This is a genomic window from Hallerella porci, from assembly GCF_003148885.1.
In the GTDB taxonomy this organism is placed as follows: domain Bacteria; phylum Fibrobacterota; class Fibrobacteria; order Fibrobacterales; family Fibrobacteraceae; genus Hallerella; species Hallerella porci.
The window spans coordinates 80,645-97,150 of sequence record NZ_QGHD01000002.1 but is presented as its reverse complement, the minus strand read 5'-3'; the positions used below and the strand labels follow the sequence as shown (position 1 = coordinate 97,150).

18 protein-coding genes are annotated in these 16,506 nt (G+C 43.0%); 10 read left to right on the top strand and 8 right to left on the bottom strand.

Going from position 1 to position 16,506, the window contains the following annotated elements; translation table 11 throughout:
- Position 1 precedes the first annotated feature (1 nt).
- The 4 genes from pstB to ppk1 are packed head-to-tail and all read left to right on the top strand — an operon-like array spanning position 2 to position 4,350.
- The gene (gene pstB / locus B0H50_RS02125) at positions 2-757 is read left to right on the top strand and encodes a phosphate ABC transporter ATP-binding protein PstB (protein WP_106197568.1); all 756 of its coding nucleotides are present in this window, start codon (positions 2-4) and stop codon (positions 755-757) included.
- The gene (gene phoU, locus B0H50_RS02120; protein ID WP_106197569.1) at positions 757-1,416 is read left to right on the top strand and encodes a phosphate signaling complex protein PhoU; all 660 of its coding nucleotides are present in this window, start codon (positions 757-759) and stop codon (positions 1,414-1,416) included. The genes pstB and phoU overlap by 1 nt, the downstream gene beginning before the upstream one ends.
- A 1-nt stretch (position 1,417) precedes the next feature.
- Positions 1,418-2,314 (top strand): Ppx/GppA phosphatase family protein, encoded by an 897-nt coding sequence (locus B0H50_RS02115; RefSeq protein ID WP_158256414.1) that lies wholly within the window; start codon positions 1,418-1,420, stop codon positions 2,312-2,314.
- A 2-nt stretch (positions 2,315-2,316) separates the two neighbouring features.
- The gene (gene ppk1, locus B0H50_RS02110; protein WP_106197571.1) at positions 2,317-4,350 is read left to right on the top strand and encodes a polyphosphate kinase 1; all 2,034 of its coding nucleotides are present in this window, start codon (positions 2,317-2,319) and stop codon (positions 4,348-4,350) included.
- Positions 4,351-4,391: 41 nt separating this feature from the next.
- Here ppk1 and B0H50_RS02105 read toward each other — a convergent pair whose 3' ends face one another.
- Positions 4,392-5,309, bottom strand: coding sequence for a LysR family transcriptional regulator (locus B0H50_RS02105; protein ID WP_106197572.1), 918 nt, complete (start codon positions 5,307-5,309; stop codon positions 4,392-4,394).
- A gap of 154 nt (positions 5,310-5,463) precedes the next feature.
- Between B0H50_RS02105 and B0H50_RS02100 the strand changes: the two genes are divergently transcribed.
- Positions 5,464-7,128 carry a putative transporter gene (locus B0H50_RS02100; protein WP_106197573.1) on the top strand — a complete coding sequence of 555 codons (1,665 nt, stop codon included), beginning with the start codon at positions 5,464-5,466 and terminating at the stop codon, positions 7,126-7,128.
- A 107-nt stretch (positions 7,129-7,235) separates the two neighbouring features.
- On the opposite strand, the gene B0H50_RS02095 is transcribed toward B0H50_RS02100, so the two are convergent.
- From B0H50_RS02095 to B0H50_RS02085, 3 genes are read right to left on the bottom strand one after another with little or no spacing between them, the layout of a single operon-like run.
- Positions 7,236-7,982 (bottom strand): exodeoxyribonuclease III, encoded by a 747-nt coding sequence (locus B0H50_RS02095; protein ID WP_106197574.1) that lies wholly within the window; start codon positions 7,980-7,982, stop codon positions 7,236-7,238.
- Positions 7,983-8,030: 48 nt separating this feature from the next.
- Entirely contained in the window at positions 8,031-8,366 is a 336-nt protein-coding gene (locus tag B0H50_RS02090; RefSeq protein WP_106197575.1) for a branched-chain amino acid transporter permease, read from the bottom strand.
- 14 nt (positions 8,367-8,380) lie between these two features.
- Positions 8,381-9,082, bottom strand: coding sequence for an AzlC family ABC transporter permease (locus B0H50_RS02085; protein WP_109587169.1), 702 nt, complete (start codon positions 9,080-9,082; stop codon positions 8,381-8,383).
- A 115-nt stretch (positions 9,083-9,197) separates the two neighbouring features.
- Here B0H50_RS02085 and B0H50_RS02080 point away from each other — a divergent pair, with 115 nt between their 5' ends.
- From B0H50_RS02080 to B0H50_RS02065, 4 genes are all read left to right on the top strand, one after another.
- Complete coding sequence (locus B0H50_RS02080; RefSeq protein ID WP_106197577.1) at positions 9,198-9,614, top strand: hypothetical protein; 417 nt, start codon at positions 9,198-9,200, stop codon at positions 9,612-9,614.
- Entirely contained in the window at positions 9,604-10,161 is a 558-nt protein-coding gene (locus tag B0H50_RS02075) for a GNAT family N-acetyltransferase (protein WP_158256415.1), read from the top strand. The genes B0H50_RS02080 and B0H50_RS02075 overlap by 11 nt, the downstream gene beginning before the upstream one ends.
- 80 nt (positions 10,162-10,241) lie before the next feature.
- Positions 10,242-11,090: a TIGR02147 family protein gene (locus tag B0H50_RS02070; RefSeq protein WP_106197579.1), complete on the top strand. Its 849-nt coding sequence runs from the start codon at positions 10,242-10,244 to the stop codon at positions 11,088-11,090.
- The gene (locus B0H50_RS02065; RefSeq protein ID WP_106197580.1) at positions 11,090-12,340 is read left to right on the top strand and encodes a carbohydrate binding domain-containing protein; all 1,251 of its coding nucleotides are present in this window, start codon (positions 11,090-11,092) and stop codon (positions 12,338-12,340) included. Before B0H50_RS02070 ends, B0H50_RS02065 begins: the two co-directional genes overlap by 1 nt.
- Before the next feature lie 191 nt (positions 12,341-12,531).
- Here B0H50_RS02065 and B0H50_RS02060 read toward each other — a convergent pair whose 3' ends face one another.
- Together B0H50_RS02060 and B0H50_RS13560 are read right to left on the bottom strand one after the other, a co-directional pair.
- Positions 12,532-13,695, bottom strand: a complete 1,164-nt coding sequence (locus B0H50_RS02060) for a sodium ion-translocating decarboxylase subunit beta (RefSeq protein WP_106197581.1) — start codon at positions 13,693-13,695, stop codon at positions 12,532-12,534.
- Between the two features lie 12 nt (positions 13,696-13,707).
- Positions 13,708-13,887, bottom strand: coding sequence for an acetyl-CoA carboxylase biotin carboxyl carrier protein subunit (locus B0H50_RS13560; protein ID WP_233244465.1), 180 nt, complete (start codon positions 13,885-13,887; stop codon positions 13,708-13,710).
- Between B0H50_RS13560 and B0H50_RS13555 the strand changes: the two genes are divergently transcribed.
- The gene (locus B0H50_RS13555) at positions 13,880-14,032 is read left to right on the top strand and encodes a hypothetical protein (RefSeq protein ID WP_233244463.1); all 153 of its coding nucleotides are present in this window, start codon (positions 13,880-13,882) and stop codon (positions 14,030-14,032) included. The two genes, B0H50_RS13560 and B0H50_RS13555, sit on opposite strands and share 8 nt — an antisense overlap.
- Before the next feature lie 89 nt (positions 14,033-14,121).
- Here the strand turns inward: B0H50_RS13555 and B0H50_RS02050 are convergent, their stop codons facing one another.
- Entirely contained in the window at positions 14,122-14,916 is a 795-nt protein-coding gene (locus B0H50_RS02050; RefSeq protein ID WP_106197583.1) for a hypothetical protein, read from the bottom strand.
- A complete protein-coding gene (locus B0H50_RS02045; protein ID WP_109587167.1) occupies positions 14,913-16,466 on the bottom strand; it encodes an acyl-CoA carboxylase subunit beta in 1,554 nt (517 codons plus the stop codon). The genes B0H50_RS02050 and B0H50_RS02045 overlap by 4 nt, the downstream gene beginning before the upstream one ends.
- Positions 16,467-16,506 lie beyond the last annotated feature (40 nt).

Sequence of the window (16,506 nt, the reverse complement as noted above, 5' to 3'; positions counted from 1 at the left end):
TATGAATTCGTATAAATTAACTATTCAGAATATGGAACTTTATTACGGGAATTTTCACGCATTAAAAAATGTGAATTTGAATATTCCCACCAATGAAATTGTGGCGTTCATCGGTCCTTCGGGTTGCGGAAAAAGCACGCTTTTAAAATCGTTAAATCGGATGAACGATTTAGTCGAAGGTTGTAAAATCAAAGGCGATATCAAACTCGAAGGAAAAAATATTTACAAAGATTTCGATGTGAATGAACTTCGAAAAAGAGTGGGAATGGTTTTCCAAAAACCAAATCCGTTTCCGATGAGCGTCTATGATAACATCGCTTTTGGTCCGCGTACGCATGGAATTAAAAATCGAAAAGTCCTCGATGAAATTGTAGAAACTTCGCTTAAAAATGCAGGCGTTTGGGAAGAACTCAAAGACCGCTTAAATAAAAGTGCGCTTGGACTTTCGGGCGGTCAGCAGCAACGTTTATGCATTGCGCGCGCCTTGGCGATTTCTCCAGAAGTTCTTTTAATGGATGAACCGACAAGCGCTTTGGACCCGATTTCGACTGGGAAAATTGAAGACTTGGTTTTAGAACTCAAAAAGAATTACACGATTGTGATGGTCACGCACAATATGCAGCAAGCGACTCGCGTGTCCGATAAAACCGCATTCTTTTTACTTGGCGAAGTGATTGAATACGGCGACACCACACAACTTTTTTCGATGCCGAAAAATAAAAAAACAGAAGATTACATCACAGGGAGATTTGGATAATGCGAGAAAACTTCAATTTAGAATTGGAATCTCTTACCGAAGGGATTATCAAAATGGGAAACTTAGTCGAAGAATCGTTTACGAATGCGACGAAAGTTTTACTCAATGGCGATAAAAATTTAGCGGAGCAAAATATCGAAGACGATAAAAAAATCGATCAGCAAATGAAAGATATTGAAACGCTCTGCTTGCGCCTTTTATTAAGCCAGCAGCCAGTTGCACACGATTTGCGTTTTATTTCGGCATCGCTTAAAATGGTGAGCGATTTAGAACGCATCGGCGATCAATGCGCAGACATTTCCGAAATTGTGCTCACGCTTTCGAATAAAAATGCATCGCCTGTGCAGCTTTCTACGATTCCTTTGATGATTGAAAAAATCGGACAAATGATTTCGCAATCGGTAGATGCATTCATCTTAAAAGATGTCACGATGGCAAAAGATGTTTGTTGCGTCGATGATATTATCGATCGAGCATTTACCGAATCGAAAAAAGAATTGATTGAATCCATTCGTTCTAGTTCTGCAAATGCAGATAATGTAATCGATTCGTTTATGATTGCAAAATATTTGGAACGCATTGGCGACCATGCCGTGAATGTTGCGCGTTGGGCAATCTTTGAAGAAACCGGCAGTCGCATCATTCCAAAGCAGGTGTAAAATGAAAAATTATGCCATCATCGATATCGGCTCCAATACGATTCGCTTGTGCATTTACGAAGTCATCGGAAATGATTTTAAGTTGATTGACAAAAAAAGAAGTGTCGCTGGCCTTGCTTCATACGTTGAAAATGGAAACTTAAAATCCGATGGGATTAAGCGCTTAATCGCCGTGTTAAATGATTTCAAAACGAAAATTTTTTCGCATCAAGTGACGCAAATTTTTGCCTTTGCAACAGCGAGTTTGCGCCTTGTCAAAAATCGCGAAACGGTTTTGAAAAAAGTTTTATTCGTCACTTCTATCCGTGTGAAAATTCTTTCGGGAAAAGAAGAAGCTGAATACAGTTTTTTAGGCGCAACGCTTTGCTTAAATGTTTACGAAGGCATTTTAGTTGATATCGGTGGGGCAAGTACAGAACTTGTTTATTTTAAGAATAATCAAATCGTGAAATCGTATTCGTTTCCGATTGGTTCTTTGAACAGTTACGAAAAATATGTAAGCCGCATTATCCCAACTAAAATGGAACAGCAAAAAATTAAAGGCGCTGTTTTAGAATTTTTAGATGGAATCGATGTGCCCGATTCGGCGTATCAGAAAAAAATTTATGGAGTCGGCGGAAGCGTTCGCAATACATTTAAAATTTATAATCGCTTGTGCAACAACGAAACCAATGAAATGTCTTACGAAAAATTCAAAGACATTTTAAAACTTTTCAAAGCCGAAAAAAAAGAATATCTGACCGCGATTTTACAAACGGCGCCGCATCGCATTCACACAATCATTCCGGGGATGATCATTTTGAAAACGATTGCGCGCTATTTTGAATGCACGAATATTTGCAAAAGCAATTTCGGCATTCGCGAAGGTTATTTAATGAAACAAATTAAGGGAAACTAAAAATGAAACATGAAATCTACAAACAAAATAGAGAACTTTCTTGGCTGCGTTTTAACGAACGCGTTTTAGAAGAAGCAAATGATAAAACTGTTCCGCTTTTGGAACGCTTAAAATTCGTCTCCATTTTCACATCGAATTTAGATGAATTTTTTATGATTCGCGTAGGCATTCTTTTTAAAATGGCAGAAATTAAAAAACATTGGAAAGATAATAAATGCCAAATGACTGCTAGCGAACAGCTCGATGCGATTTTTTCGGAAACATCAAAATTGTATAAGAAAAAAGATTCGACTTATTCGCAAATTAAAAGCGAACTTTCTGAACAAGGCATCGAATTTGTCGCTTATAAAAAATGCAACAAAGAAGAAAAGAAATTTTTGAAAGAATATTATCAAGATAACATTTTGCCATTGCTTTCGCCGCAAATTGTGGATGCGCGTCATCCGACTCCTAATTTGCAAAGTAAAATTTCTTATATCGTCGCCTCCTTAAAAAATAAAAACAAAAATATTTTAGGTCTCGTGCAATGCCCAGCGACGATTCCAGAAATTATTCCAATTGGGGATGATTCAAAACGATTTATTTTTGCCGAAGAACTTATTGTAGAACACATCGATGAAATTTTTTCGATGTATAAAATCTCGGATAAAAATATTATTTGCATTACGCGCAATGGCGATTTGACAACGGACGAAGAAACTGACGGCTCCGAAGATTATCGCAATCAAATGAAACTCATTTTGAAAAAACGCCGCGTGAGTTTTATTGTGCGCGTTGAAGCCGCAAAATCATTATCGTCCGAATTAGAAGAATTTATTTTGCGCACATTGAAAGTGCAAAAGAAACAAATCTTTGTCACTTCTGCTCCTTTAAAAATGAAATTTCCTTTTAGTTTGCCTGAAATTTTACCGGTAGAACTTTCTGGAAAACTTTCGTATCCGCTATTCTCGCCTGTTGATTCTAAAAGTGTGGATGCAAAAACTTCGATGATTTCGCAAATTTCTGAACGCGATTTAATGCTTTCGTATCCGTATGAAAAAATGGATCCGTTCTTAAAACTCATTAAAGAAGCCGCTGAAGATCCGAATACGCTCTCGATTAAAATTACGATTTATCGACTGGCGCATCGCGCAAAATTGGTGGATTATTTGTGCCGTGCTGCAGAAAACGGAATTGAAGTCACGACTTTAATTGAACTGCGCGCACGCTTTGATGAACTCAATAATATCGACTGGTCTGAAAGATTAGAAGATGCGGGTTGCCATGTTTTATATGGCCCCGAAGGCTATAAAGTGCATAGTAAAATCTGTTTGATTACGCGTCGAAATGATTCGCAAATTCAATACATTACGCAAATCGGCACGGGCAATTACAACGAAAAAACATGTAAACTTTATACCGATATTTCGTTCATGACATCGGATGTTCAAATCGGAAAAGATGCTGTTGAATTTTTCAAAAATGTGTGCATCGGAAATTTAGGTGGCAAGTATTCAAAATTGCTCGTGTCGCCACTTGGTTTAAAATCAAAAATTTTGCAACTCATCGATTCTGAAATTGCAAAGAAAAGCGAAGGTGCATTAACATTTAAAATGAATTCTTTGACCGATGTTGATGTGATTGAAAAACTCGTCGAAGCAAGTCAAGCCGGCGTAAAAATCAATTTGATTATTCGCGGTATTTGTTGCTTGCTCCCAGGCATTCCAGGAATTACAGATAACATAACTATTCGAAGTATCGTCGGAAAATTCTTGGAACATTCACGCATTTATGCATTTGGCAAAGGCGCAAAAGAACAAATTTTTATCGGTTCTGCGGACATGATGACTCGCAATACAGAAAATCGCGTTGAAGTGATCACGCCGATTAAATCGAAAGAAATCAAAAATCGTTTGCGAAGCATTTTAAACATTATGCTTTTAGATAATGTGAAAGCGCGCCTCTTGCAACCTAGCGGAAAATACATCAAAATTCCAATTGAATCTTCTTCAGATGAAAAGCTGGTAAACGCACAAGAAATGCAATGTGAAGAATAGAAAAGCAAGAGAATTTCTCTTGCTTTTCTATAGAAAAATTTTTATACCGTTTCAGTTGTTTCTGCGGGTTTAATGACTCTTGGGCGGTGCCTGCGCTTTTCCACATAACGCGATAAAAATTGGAAGAACGCTTCGATTTTTGAATTGTCTTGTTTGTTTTTGCGAAGCGAAATCACGATGTCGCGTTTAAATTCAGCGTCGCTAATTTCGAGCAATCGAATTTTTTTGTGATCCATTTTGCCCCACGAAATTTCGGGCCAAAATCCAACGCCAATTCCTGCGGCAACCGCTTCTTTCACCGCCATCACATTATCGCTTTCAAAAGTAATATGCGTTTTAAATCCAATTCCTTGGCAAAGTTCATTACAAATTTTGCGGTATTGTTTCGAACCATACAAACCGATAAATTTATCGCCCACATCAAAAAGTGAAATTTTATCGAGCTTTTTATATTGCGCATTATTGGGAACTGCCAAATAAATTTTTTCAGATGTGACAAAAGTTTCGTCTGATGCGGTATTGTCAAGTTCTGGTTTATAGGTTGCGTAAGTGCGCACGCAAATATCAAAAACTTTTGTTTCTTCGTTTTGAATGATGTCGATATCTACGTCGTGATTATTTTGTTTGTATTCGATAATCGCTTGCGTAATCATCGTCGATGCAGCTAAAACATTTAGCTTGACGCTATTATTTTGCTTGTCTGCACTTTCTTTCAAAAGAGTTGGAAGAGCAATCAATTCTTCATAAAGTGGTTTTAATTTTTCGTAAAAAAATCGTCCGTTATCGGTGAGCTTAATATTTCGCCCTTGATTTTTAAATAACACAATGCCGAGTTCATCTTCTAATTTATGAATTGATTGTGTGAGTGCAGGCTGCACAATAAAAAGGTTTTTCGCACTTTGCGTCACATGTTCGGTGCGCGCAACTTCCAAAAAATATTTCAGCTGTGTGAGTTCCATAATTACAATTATAGATAATTTCTGCAAATATCAATGCAAATAATCAAGGAAGTTTTATCAATCATTTTTAATGATGAATTTAATACTTGGAAACTATTAGACAAATAAATTTTTCCATTTTATCTTTTACACAAATTTCAACCTGGAAAAAATTATGCAATGGCTGATTGACCTTTTTACAAAGCCCTCTGTTGCGGAACAAGTTGTTGTTCTTTCGATTACTGCAGCGCTTGGGTTAATGCTTGGAAAAATTAAAGTAAAGGGAATCAGTCTCGGTGGTGCGGGCGCTCTTTTCGTCGGCATTCTTTTAGGGCATTTAGGACTTCGCATTGATCCGAATGTTTTGCATTTTATTCAAGAATTTGGTTTGATTCTTTTTGTTTATACGATTGGAATGCAAGTCGGCCCGGGATTTATTGATTCCATTCGCCGTCACGGTTTAGGGTTAAATATTCTCGCTTCGGGAATTGTTCTTTCGGGTGTGATTGTAACGCTTTGCCTTTACTTCTTCACCGATATGAAAAATAATGTTCCTGTTCTCATCGGGATGCTTTGCGGTGCGGTGACGAATACGCCGTCTTTGGGCGCTGCGAATTCGGCATTTGCTGCGGCAGGCGTTGACACTTCTCTGACGGGAATCGGTTATGCGGTTGCGTATCCGTTTGGTGTAATCGGCATTATTTTGGTGATGATTTTAGTTCGCGTTTTCTTCCGGCAAAATCCGGTGAAAGCGGCAGAAGATTATGCTTCTGAAATTGCAGCAACGCGTTCGGAAATTATTTCGACAAGTCTTTTGGTAGAAAACAAAAATCTCTTCGGAGTTCCTTTAAAAGAAATTCCCGATTTGATTTCGAGCGGTGTTGTTATCACAAGACTTTTAAGAGGCGATAGCATTTTTACGCCGAACGGAAAAACGATTATTCAAGAAGGCGATAAAGTGCACATTGTGGGAATGCCCGAAGCGGTGCGCACCATGGAAAAAGTCATCGGTTCAAAATTGAATGCGCCGATTACGAAAGTCGCTTCGAAATTAGAAACCCGTAGCATTTTGGTGACGAATAAAAAGATGCTCGGCAAAACAATTGGCTCGTTAAATTTCCCAGAACGTTACGGCGTTACTGTGAGCCGTGTTGTCCGCGGAGATTTCAAATTTACAGGACGCTTGGATTTGCGCATTAAATTTGCGGATAAACTTTTGGTCGTCGGTCCGACCGAAGGAATTGATGCTGTTGCCAAAGATTTAGGTGATTCGCTCAAGGCGTTAAATCATCCGGAAATTCTTCCCGCATTTCTTGGCATTTTCATCGGCGTTATCGTGGGTTCAATTCCTATTGCAATTCCAGGAATGCCGATGCCGCTGAAGCTCGGACTTGCTGGCGGTCCGTTAATCGTTGCAATTCTTCTTTCGCGGAAACGTAAACTCGGACCTTTAAATTTCTTTATGGCAGCGAGTGCAAATTTAATGCTCCGCGAACTCGGCATTACATTATTCCTCACTTGTGTCGGTTTGAATGCAGGAATTAAATTCTTTGATGTTTTGTTAAACGGCGACGGATTCTATTATATGGGACTTGCTGCTCTCATCACATTTATCCCGCTGATGATTGCGGGAATCGTGGGAAAGCTCGTTTTCAAAGTCAATTATTTAAGCCTTTGCGGAATGATTGCGGGCTCGATGACGGATCCTCCGGCTCTTGCGTTCGCCAACGGACTTTCAAATTCCGAAGCGACGAATGTGGCATACGCATCGGTTTATCCGCTCACGATGTTGCTTCGTATTTTAACCGCGCAAGTGCTTGCGATATTCCTGCTCACTTAAAAAGTTTTTTTCCAGGGTCAAAGTGGCGCTCCGTTTCGGGGTGCCACTTTTTTTGCAATAAAAAACGCGCCCGAAGGGCGCGTGCTGCAGAAACTTGTTGGAATAATTTACAGTTCTAATCCGATAGGGCAGTGATCGCTTCCTAAGACATCGTCGTAAACGAGGGAATCTTTCACTTGTGAAAAGAAATTTTTCGAGACGACAAAATAATCTAAACGCCAACCGGCGTTATTTTCGCGGGCATGTCCGAGATAACTCCACCAAGTGTAACGTACACGATCGGGATAAAGGGCGCGGAAAGTGTCGACAAATCCGCTGTCTAAAAGTTCGCTGAATTTTGCACGTTCTTCATCGGTAAATCCCGCATGTCCGCGATTGGCGCGCGCATTGCAAATGTCAATTTCATTGTGCGCAACATTCAAATCGCCGCAGAGAACGACCGGCTTTTTTTCTTCTAATTTTTTGAGATAAGCGCGGAAGGAATCTTCAAAATGCATCCGCGATTCCAATCGACTCAAATCGCGTTTTGCGTTTGGCACATAAGTTGTCACCAAATAAAATTTTTCAAATTCGGCGGTAATGCTGCGACCTTCATCATCGTATTCGCTTTCGCCGTAGCCGTATTGAATATCGAGCGGTTCCGTGCGGCTATAAATCATCGTGCCCGAATAACCTTTGCGCTTCGCCGGGAAAAGATATTCCGAATAACCTTCGGGATGAAAATCAAATTGACTCGCTTCGGCTTTGACTTCTTGTAAGCAGAAAGCGTCTGCGTTGACTTGATGAAAGAAATCGGGCAAACCTTTTTTAAGGCAAGCGCGAATGCCGGCGACATTCCAAGAAACGAGTTTCATTTTTCAAATTCCTTTTTTTGAAAAAGTATAATTTTTGCCGAAAAATTTTTAGGGCGTTGGAAAAATAAATTGCACTAAAATCATATAAGAAATTGTACCGCCCGCAATGGAAAGGAGCATTTGCCTTTTCCATAAATGCAAAACGACGGTGAGAAAAATTCCGATGATTTCAGGGAGTCCATAATTTCCCGCTGAGAATGAAACATCTTTGAGCGAATAAATCACCAAAAGGGCAAAGGTCGCAGGCGCTAAAACTTTTCCGAGATATTGAATATATTTCGGCGTCGGCTTACCTGCAGGGAAAATGAGAAACGGTAAAAAGCGCGTAATGAGGGTTCCTAAAACGACTGCGCCGATGGTGATAATTTGTTCGGAAAATGTCATCGTTCAATTCTCCGCTAAATTCTTTTTTCTAAAGGCTTTCGTAAAGTGGAAAGCAAAATCAGAATTGCAATCATCGAAGGAATGATAAAATTTTCGGGGCCAAAAATAGCGAGCGAGCCGCCGGTAATTGCAAATCCCAAAAGAGAACTCCAATGATTTTTTTCTTTGAGCCATTGCTCCATAAAAATAACGACAAACATTGCGGTCATCGCAAAGCCAATTCCTTTTGTATTGAAGCGAATAAGCGATCCGAAAATTCCGCCGAGAGTTGCGCCCGAAACCCAATAAAATTGATTGAGAACGGTGACCCAAAACATAAACCATCCGCGATCAATCTCCGCAGGAATTTTTGCGGTGTAATTGATGGAAAAAGTTTCATCGCACATGCCGTAAATCAAATACAATTTTTTGAATCCGACTTGACGAAAACGATTGAGCATGGAAATGCCGTAAAATAAATGGCGCGCGTTGATCATCAGCGTGAGCAAAAGCGCTTGTAACGGATTGTAGGCGGCGAGCAAAAGTCCGACGGTGACAAATTCCATTGAGCCTGCGAAAATGCAAAAGCTCATGAACATCGGATATAAAAAGTTGAAGTTTTCCGAGTTCATGTAAATGCCGTAAGTGAGTCCTAAAAACCAAAATCCCGCGAAGATGGGTATCGTATAAGGAAACGCGGCTTTGAGTGCGCTAAAAACAACAGATTTGCTTTTCACAGCACAAATTTACAAAGTTTTCTTCGCAGTTTCTAGAAAAATTTTTTGGATTTTAAAAAGAAAAATGTTTTCGAATACGATATTTTGAATCGGCAAATTTTTTAATTTTGTTTTGATGAAATGGAAAATTTGGACAGCGATTTTATTGGCATTTTTGCTTGCGTGCAGCGATGATTCTTCGTTTTCTTCTTGTCAAGAAACGACGGTAGCGGGCTTACGTAAACTTTCGGCGCAAGTGGAAAATTCTTCGTTTTGCCGCACGATTTATGGCGAAGTTTCTTTTCAATTTTCCGGACGCTGCGCGAGAAAAGGTTGCTTCTTTTTATACGATGTCGATGAAAATGGAAAGCGAGTCAAAGGCGATAGCATTTATCTTTCGGATACATTAGCGTTTAGTCGCAAATGGCGCGATACTTCTGCGGTTCATTTTACGCGGGTCACGGGAGATTTTTATCCCGCCAAAAAATTTGAATGCGACGATCTTTCGAATGTAGAATGTCAGCGAGCATTTTATGTGCAAGATGTGGAATGAAATGCCCGATGAAATTTTAGAAGGCGAACGCATTGCGCTTGCGTTTTTAGAACCCGAAGATTCCGAGGAATATTTATATCTCGTCGATTCATCTCGGGAAAGTTTGAGCGAATGGTTTCCTTGGATAGAAAAATTTTCGACGATGGCGGACGCCTACGCTCGCATTGAATCGTATCAAGTTCAGCGGGAAATGGGAAACGGCGGTGCGCTCGGCATTCGGCGATTGGACGATGGCGCTTTAATCGGCGAAGTGATTATTCAATGGATGGATAAAAAAAATTTTGCGGCATCGCTCGGCTACTTTTTGGGCAGTGAATTTGAAGGCGAAGGTTATGCGACCGAAGCGTTAACTTTGGTGTTGCATTATTTGCAAAAATGGGGAATGCATCGGATCGAAATTTCGGCGGCAGAAAAAAATGAAAAAAGCAATGCGCTCGCGAAGCGTTTGGGTTTTGCATTCGAAGGAATGGCGAAAGATGCAGAATTTTTACACGGAAAATTTTTAAATCACAATCGTTATAGTTTTATTTTTGCGGGAAATGAGTAAATTTTTCGTTGGTTTCAAATGTAAACAGAATTACACAATTCACTCTTTATTTTGAAAGTAAATTCTGCTATTTTAAGATTATGGAAAGTGCAGAAAAGAAAAATATGACTCTGCCGGATGTTTTGCAATACACGAACTACCGCGTATTTCTGCACGATTATTACGCTTTTAAAAAGGCGACGGAGCCGAGTTTTAGTTTGCGGTCTTTTGCCGCCAAAGCGGGGCTTTCGAGTCATGCGCATTTGAAATTGGTGATGGATGGAAAGCGCAATATCACGAAGACGACGGTGATAAAAATCGTCCAAGGTTTGAATTTAACGGACGAACGTGCGGTTTATTTTGAAAATTTGGTCTTCTTTAATCAAGCGCAAACCGATTCCGAAAAATCTTTCTATTACGCGAATTTGGTGAAGGCAACTCCGGGTTCAAGGCTTCATAAATTGGACGAAGCGCAATTTCGCATTTTTACAGAATGGTATCATTCCGTTATCCGCGAATTGGTGGAGCTCAAAAATTTTAATCCTGCGCCCGAATGGATTTCGCGTCATCTCGGCGGGACGATTACTCCGGCTCAGGCTGCGGAATCGTTGAAATTATTGACCTCGTTGGGTTTAATTCGGAAAACGGCGAACGGTTATCGTCAAGCGGATTCGTTGCTTACGACCGATGACGAAGCGAAAGGAATGCTTGTTCGCAATTATCATCGGCAAATGCTCGATCTAGCGAAAGAGTCGATGGAAACGGTTCCCGCGGAAAAACGCGATATTTCTGCGGTGACATTTGCGATTCAAGCCAAAGATTTTCCAGTTTTAAAAAAACATTTGCAACTTATGCGCAAAGAACTATTAGATTTCTCTAGTGAAGCGGGAACAGGCGATGAGGTTGTTCAAGTGAACATCCAGCTGTTTCCTTTAACGCGAGGAATGTAATGCGCGCAAAACGATTCGGCATATTTGGTTTAGGTTTATACGCCTTCATTTTTTTGGCGTGTAGCAATTCGTCGGATCAAGCGGGAATTGAAATTGGAAATCCCGAAATTCAAGCACATTCTTTTGAAGCGCATTTTGTGGTGGATTACGGTGCGAAGCCGAAAAATGGCTTTGCGAAAATGGCTTCGGAATCGGATTCGGTTCTCGTGGATGATTTAAGCCTTTCTTTGTGGCGGCTTTCTGCGTATTCGAGCTATTACATCTACGTGGGATTTGACCTTGCCGAAGGCTTAACTCTTTGGCCGGAATATGCGGTAGAAGCGCCGATGAAAATCGCATTCGCCGAAGACGAAAATGGACGCGATGATTGGAAAGCGGCATTTGGCGATATTGAAATTGACGGCTCAGGTTATTTAAAAGAAATCGGTGCGCATTTTTCTCCGGTAGCGGAACAGCCGCAGATGACGGGCTCGTTAAAAATTGCGGGTTCGTATGTGCCGTTTACATTCTCGTTTGCGGGATTGGATTCTTTAGAAGTTCGCTATTTACAAAATCAGTTGGATGTTGCGGATAATGGAGCGCTTTCGCTTACTGTGCGTTTCTGCGTCGCAGAATGGGTGAATGATCTCCCGATGACTGCTGCAGCGATGGACGGCGATACGATTCGTTTTGATGCTTTGCATAATTCCATTCTTTGGGATTCATTGACGGTGCGCTTTGCGCGGGCTTTCTCGGCAGCGCATCATCTTGCGTATTTTTCGAATGGAAATACGGAAGATGATTTTGATGACTCTGTGCTTTCGCGATATGATATTATCGATTCCAACTGGGTTTCAAATGGAAATTTTGCGGACAATCGCAATTGGATTTTGGTCAATCAACTCGGCGGCTTTGCAGATACGAGTTTGGCGGATAACAGCATGACGGTGAATGTGACGCAAGCGGGGACGAATAGTTATAGTGTGCAGCTAATTCACGAAGATATTCCGCTAATTCAAGGGCGCCGTTATAAACTCATTTTTACCGCATTTGCGGATTCCGCAACGCAGATTACCGTGCGTTTAGGTTCCTATAATACTTATCATACTGAAGCGCTGCAGAGGCATGTGCAAATGGAAACGATTTGGAAATCGTATGAATTTGAATATATCGCTTATGTTGATGATCTTTTTGCCCGCTTAGAATTTAATTTAGGCAAGCATAGAAATCGTTACCAAATTAAGGATGTGAAAATTTTCCGCATCGATTAGCGAGAAAAATGAATGTTAAAAACGGAAAGGCAGAACAGAAATAGTTCTGCTTTTTTATTTGGATAAAAATGAAAATTTTGCGAATGCAGAAAAAGTGGAATGAAAAATTTTTTTGAAAAATGCTGCGTGAAATTTTCAAGGAAAAATAAAAAGTCCGAATTGCTTCGGACTTTTTTGTGAATCGCTAAAACTTAAGCGAGGCGAGAAATCATGTAGCCTGCGCAAATCGCAGTGCCGATCACACCGGAAACGTTCGGACCCATGGCGTGCATGAGCAGGAAGTTTTGCGGATCGTATTTGGCGCCTTCGACCTGAGAAACGCGTGCTGCCATCGGGACTGCAGAAACGCCTGCGGAACCGATCAGCGGGTTCACCGGGTTATTGGGCGAGCACTTGTTCATGATTTTGGCGAGCAAAAGTCCGCCGAAAGTGGAGAAGCCGAATGCGACAACGCCCATCGCGATAATCATCAAAGTCTTCGGTTGGAGGAAGATGTCTGCAGACATCGTGAGCCCCACGGAAGTGCCGAGGAAAATCGTGACGATATTCATCAATTCATTCTGCGAAGTCTTCACCAAACGTTCGACAACGCCAGATTCCTTGAAGATATTTCCGAGCATCAGCATAATAATCAATGCCGAAGCATCGGGGACGACGAGCACGCAAACAATCATTACCATCACTGCGAAGACAATGCGTTCGAGCTTTGAAACTTTGCGAAGGCTCTTCATGCGGATGACGCGTTCTTTCGGAGTTGTCATGACGCGCATAATAGGCGGCTGAATCAAAGGCACGAGTGCCATATAAGTATAAGCGGCAACGGCAATCGGTCCAATCAAATGCGGCGCAAGTTTGTTCGCCGTAAAGATGGAAGTCGGACCGTCTGCGCCACCGATGATACCGATCGAGGCTGCTTCACCGAGAGAGAATCCGCCGAAGGCAACTGCGCAGAACATCGTGATGAACACGCCGAATTGTGCACCGCCGCCGAGGATCAAAGTCCGCGGGTTTGCAATAAGAGGGCCGAAGTCGGTCATCGCACCGACGCCGAGGAAGATAATGGGTGGGAAGAGTTCCAGGTGGATGCCTTGGCTAATGTAATAGTACAAGCCTGCTGTCGGAGTAAACATTCCTTCAATGCCCCAGCCGCCTTCGTAAAAGCCGCGGGTAGGAATATTCACAGCAAGTGCACCGAGCGCAATCGGCAAAAGAAGTAACGGTTCGTACTTCTTGACGATGGCTAAGTACATCAGCACAAAGCAGACAATCCACATCACAACCATCGGACCCGTGATCATCGAGAATCCGGTTCCGGATGTGAACATCTCTGTGACTGAGTTAATGATTCCGCTCATAGGTGAAATCCTTTAGGCGATGGTCATCAGGACTTGACCTTCCGAGACCGAGTCCTGTTCCTTAACATCGATGGAAGCAACGGTACCGTCGCACGGGCTGATGATGGAGTTTTCCATTTTCATCGCTTCGAGAACGGCGATTTCTTGGTTCTTCGTTACCTTATCGCCCACTTTCACCTTGAGCTTGAACACGATACCCATCATCGGGCTCGGAACCGGCGTGCCGGCTGCGGCAGGGGCAGCGGGAGCAGGTGCAGGTGCGGGGGCTGCTGCAGCAACGGGTGCTGCGGCGACTGGAGCGGCTGCGGCGGGAGCAACTGCAACCGGAGCGACCTGATTGTTGTCGAGAACTTCGACTTCGACGTCGTAGCTCTTACCTTCAAAACTGATGCGGAGGGTTTTCTTCATAGTGTTATCCTCTTGAGCTTAGAGCCCGTTGTATTGTAATTCTGCGCGACCTTGAGCAGTCCAAGCCCATTCGGTCGAATTTTGTGATTTGAATTTGACGACTTTCACTGGACCGCCGAGAACTTCGGCTGCGGCAACAGCAAAAATCATCGCCAACTGTTCGTTCGTAAGGCCCGGATGAATATCCAAAGCCGAAATGGCAGCGATGCTTAAGAACGCTTGCAACTGCTTGTTGGTAAAGCCCGGATGAACGCTCGGTGCATTCGGATCCAAGGTGCAGTGTGCGGGGGCAATTTTCACCGGAGCGACTGCGGGAGCGGGAGCTTTAGGAGCAGCTTCCGGCGCCTTCTTCGTTGTCAGCGGAACGATGAACTTATTGACCACGTAGCCCATCAAATACGTGAGAATCATGATGCAAACGATCACAATCATCACGATGATAAGACCCGTCGCTTGGAATTCTGCCAACTTGCCCAGCGTGAATTGCTGAACTTCGCCCTGTTCCGTTACATAGTTGGAACCGAGTTTTGCTTTGGCGATCGGGAGCGCATTATTTGCTCCGTTTTCTTTTCGTACGCTGTCTTGACGGGCATTAGCTTCGCGCGATTGAGCGTTCGTCTTGTAGAGGACAGAAGTCTTGTGACCGCCTTCGTAGATCTCGAGGACCGTTGAATCGGGCATTAAAGTCAACTGTTCTTTAATCGGAGCGCTAATCGAGTCCGGCATAATGGCCAGCTGTTCCTTAAACCGTTCGGGAACGGGATAGGGACCAGTCGCCTTGACGACGCCTGTTTGTTGTTCTGTTGTTGTCATAGGGGACTCAATCCGTGTTTTTTATTGGGACGTTTGACCCGCTTTGAAAGCAGAGCTCTCAAAGCAAGAGAGACTTTCGCCTTGGTTTCTGCAGGATTGATGACATCGGTAATGATGCCCGATTCTGCAGCTTGATAAGGCTTCGAGAACTTTTCGCGGTAGTCGGCAACGAGGGACTTATAGAGTTCATCCTTGTTTTCTGCTGCGGCAAGTTCTTTCTTGTAAATGATTTTTGCAGCGCCTTCGGCGCCCATCACTGCGATTTCTGCAGTCGGCCACGCGAAGACGACATCGCCACCGAGATCCTTCGAAGCCATTGCGATGTATGCGCCGCCGTAAGCCTTGCGCATAATGACTGTAACGAGAGGAACTGTGCAAGACGCATAAGCGTAAAGCATCTTTGCGCCGTGACGGATAATGCCTCCGCGTTCTTGAGCAAGACCCGGCATAAAGCCCGGCACATCGGTCAAGGTGACGATTGGAATGTTAAACGCATCGCAGAACATGACGAATTCGGCGCCCTTGTCCGAAGAATCAATGTCTAAGCAGCCCGCTTTATAAGTCGGCTGATTGGCGACGATACCGACGACCATGCCGTTAATACGACCGAAACCGGTGATGATATTTTTTGCAAAGTCGCGTTTGACTTCGAGCCATTCTCCGGCATCGACGAGGCGTTCGATTACTTTGTATGCATCGAGCGGACGATTCGAATCGGATGGGATGAGTTCGTTCATGCCGTTATCGTCTTCGAGGGTAATGTCGGTGAGTTTGTGCGGAGGTTGTTCTGCGTTGTTCGACGGGAGGAAGCTCAAAAGCTTCTTGATGATTTGCGATGCATGCTTGTCATCGTTTGCGACGAAGTGAATATTTCCCGAAACTGTTGCGTGTGCATTTGCCGATGCAAATTTTTCGAGAGGAGCTTCTTCACCGGTCGAAGCTTTAATCACCTGCGGACCGCAGATGAACATATTCGAATTGTCTTTGAGCTGAATGCAGAAGTCCATGAGTGCGGGACTATAAGAAGCACCGCCGGCGCAAGGACCTGCGATCACTGCAATCTGCGGAACGACTCCCGATGCGAGAACATTCGCGCGGAAAACTTTTCCGTAGCCAGCGAGACTTTTCACACCTTCTTGAATGCGAGCTCCACCCGAATCGTTCACAGAAATAATCGGAGTGCCAAGTTCAATGGCACGCTGCATCGCTTCGGACATTTTCTGCGCATGACGGCTGCCGAGAGATCCGCCGCTGACTAAAAAGTCTTGCGAAATGACGGTAACTGGACGACCATCGATATTGCCGATTCCGGTGACGACGCCGTCGCCAGCGAGATGCTTCTTTTCAAAACCAAAACCGCGGACATCGTGATCCACGAACATTCCCGCTTCTTGGAATGAACCATCATCGACTAAATCGCTAATGCGTTCGCGGGCGGTTAAAAGACCTTTTGCGTGACGGGCTTCGGCCTTTTCCGGACCGCAGCCTGAGGAAAGCGCAAACTTTCTGCGTTCTTCAAGTTGATCAAGGAGTTCTTGTCTAATTGCCATTTGAGTTCCTTTGAAAGACTATAGTTGCATTTGCAAAAAT